The sequence below is a fragment of the Dickeya sp. ws52 genome (genome assembly GCF_007210685.1).
GTDB lineage: Bacteria > Pseudomonadota > Gammaproteobacteria > Enterobacterales > Enterobacteriaceae > Dickeya > Dickeya chrysanthemi.
In genome coordinates, this window is the sequence record NZ_SZVX01000043.1 from 1 (window position 1) to 2,414 (window position 2,414).

Genomic DNA, 2,414 nt, shown 5'->3' on the forward strand with positions numbered 1-2,414 from the left:
GCCAGCATCAGCCCGCCGACGTTGCTCAGCACCTGCAGCCCCACCGGCGCACTGGTGCTGAACCCGCCCCCGGTGTGTGACGCGCGGTACTCCGCCCGGTTGTCGATATTGCTAAAGCCCAGCGTCCCCGTCTCCAGCCGGCTCCTGTCCGCACCCGCCGTCGACGCTATCGCCCCGCCATCCAGTTGCGTGTGGCTGCCCACCGTGACGTCATAACCGCCGTTGCCGGCAAACAGACCGCTCTGCTCCTGCACGCTGTCGAAGTTGCTGTGCATTTTGTCCTGGCTGGCGCTCAGGTAACCGCTGCCGGTCATGCTGCCGAAGGCAAGGCTACCGCTCGCCGACACACTGGTCTGTGCCGGGTCATAACGGTCGCTGTCCTGCTTTCAGGCGATTCATCTGCAAGGTGCCTGGCTTACCGAAGCCGGCTTTACCGACGGGATGCCGCTAAAAATACGGGTGATGCCCGGCTGCATGGTCATCACCGCCCAGAACACCCGCGAGCTGTGGCACTGTCTCGAAGGGCTGAGCATCGACCCCTTTGACCCGGACGCGGCGGCCAACTGGATCAAGCATTATCCCGGCGGCCTTAAGTTTGCCGAGTAATCACACCCTCACCCCCGGCCCGCGCCGGGGGTTTTTATTTTAACGGTGGGGTGTCGGGGCGTGGCCCTGACCGGGTGGTTTTGTCATACCGTCGGCATGACGGTAATGACAAAACATTTCCTGTTCAGTTGTTGAAGCATTTTTAGGCAACCCGCCGCCGTAACTTATTTACGACACCTGAAGGTCAGCTATGTCATTCGCCTTCACGCTGACCGCAATGATATGACACACCATTACAGCCCCAGCCTTAACCTTAAGGTAAGGACAACTGGCTCGAAGAGGCAGAATTTCCGACCGGTGCGCCAGTGACCGTTGAGTACAGGCAGCTAGTTATCCGCACTGTGACTGAGTGACAGATAAAAATCCTGGCTCAAGTGGACGGGATTTTAGTCAATTTAATTTAATAAACTGACTGGCCGTTATTTTATTCATGCATTAACGTCATAACGCTCATCCTGAATAATGTAAGGCTCTGCAACATCTTCCCACACAGTATTCGCCATGTTTTGCCATTCTGTCGGATTCTTCTGTTTTGCAATATAATCTCTGATTAGCTTAACAGCCTGGTTAAAACCCGCCTTATCTAACTCAACAAATGAATAAAATTTTAGATACTCACCTTCTTCAGATTTAATTATCTCATGCAGCTCGGGATAGTCTGGTAAAAACACAGCATCCAACAGATCGCCAAAGGCATCCCAATAACTCCCGTTAACAAAGCCTCCGGTCCTTTGAAAATTACTTTCTCTTTGCCCATTATCATTCCAACCGATAAATAAACTCGCCCCCATACTATCACCTCATAATAATAACTTTATCTTGCTGTGCTTTAGGCAGTGTTTTTATATAATCCATGAAGGTTTTTTGGTTAGCAGGCGTTAGAACTCTAAAATCGACAGGCACAAAGTCAGCTTTTTGCAAGTGATCTTGGATAACATCTATTCCACTACCAACACTCATGTTCTTCTCATAAAACTTATTTAGCCCATCTATTTCTTTTTGTGACAGTCTATCGGTCGTATACATGGCATCAACGGTTTTACCTTTATTAGGGCCTGACGTAATTACAAAATCAGGTGAAGTTCCTGATTTTGCTCCAGGCGAAGGCGTATAGCGCTCCATTGTACCGAGAGTAGGCTCTAATTGTGCGGCAGATGCGGCTTCCGCCGGTTTTAGCTTACCGTTCCCCCCCAGATCCGGGGTATTAAGTCGGTCATGTCCTTCCAGCGGTGTAACATTGACTTTCACTTCGTAAATACCATCTGCATTCTTGACCAGTTTTTCTGTTTTTCCCAGTACAACACCGAACTCCGGTACTTTCTTACCCGGCAGCAGAATACCAGCCAGCATTCCACCCGTCGCTTCCAGCGCCGCCTGATTACCTCCAGATGCCTGTTTGATCGTATCGGCTACCGCTGACCAGGTTTCGCTCTTCATCAGTGCAGATACACTGTCGGCTACTGCCTGATTCTTCCCTGAGAGGTCACTCAGCGCTTTATTACAGTAACTGTCCCCGGCAGCACAGGAGGCTAGTGCCATTGCCGCATCGGCAACATAGTCCGCTGACCCTATCGCCGAATCACCGCTATCCACTATCGCATTGATAATGCTGTTTGCTGTAGCAGACGTCGTGCCTTCACCCAGCTTGTCGCGGACCTGTTTCTTCCACCATTCCGCACTTTCTTTTACTGACTGACGGGCCTTATCTCCGGCCAGCGAGTTATTCTCCACCGCCACCTGCGCCGACTGTGCGCCCTGCACCGCATCCGTGCCGCTGTTGCCCACCACGCCTGCCGCCAGACCGCCCG

At 51.9% G+C, this 2,414-nt stretch carries 3 protein-coding genes and 1 pseudogene; 1 reads left to right on the forward strand and 3 read right to left on the reverse strand.

What is annotated here, in order from left to right:
* Positions 1-386, reverse strand: a pseudogene (locus FDP13_RS21375) (hypothetical protein); the annotation flags it as partial.
* Positions 387-399: 13 nt separating this feature from the next.
* Here FDP13_RS21375 and FDP13_RS21940 point away from each other — a divergent pair.
* Positions 400-606, forward strand: a complete 207-nt coding sequence (locus FDP13_RS21940) for a SymE family type I addiction module toxin (RefSeq protein WP_143840367.1) — start codon at positions 400-402, stop codon at positions 604-606.
* A 428-nt stretch (positions 607-1,034) separates the two neighbouring features.
* Here the strand turns inward: FDP13_RS21940 and FDP13_RS21385 are convergent, their stop codons facing one another.
* Both FDP13_RS21385 and FDP13_RS21740 read right to left on the reverse strand, forming a co-directional pair.
* Positions 1,035-1,397 (reverse strand): hypothetical protein, encoded by a 363-nt coding sequence (locus tag FDP13_RS21385; RefSeq protein WP_033577911.1) that lies wholly within the window; start codon positions 1,395-1,397, stop codon positions 1,035-1,037.
* A 4-nt stretch (positions 1,398-1,401) separates the two neighbouring features.
* Positions 1,402-2,414 (reverse strand): VENN motif pre-toxin domain-containing protein (locus FDP13_RS21740; protein WP_199886368.1); only part of this gene is annotated, 1,013 nt, incomplete at its 5' end.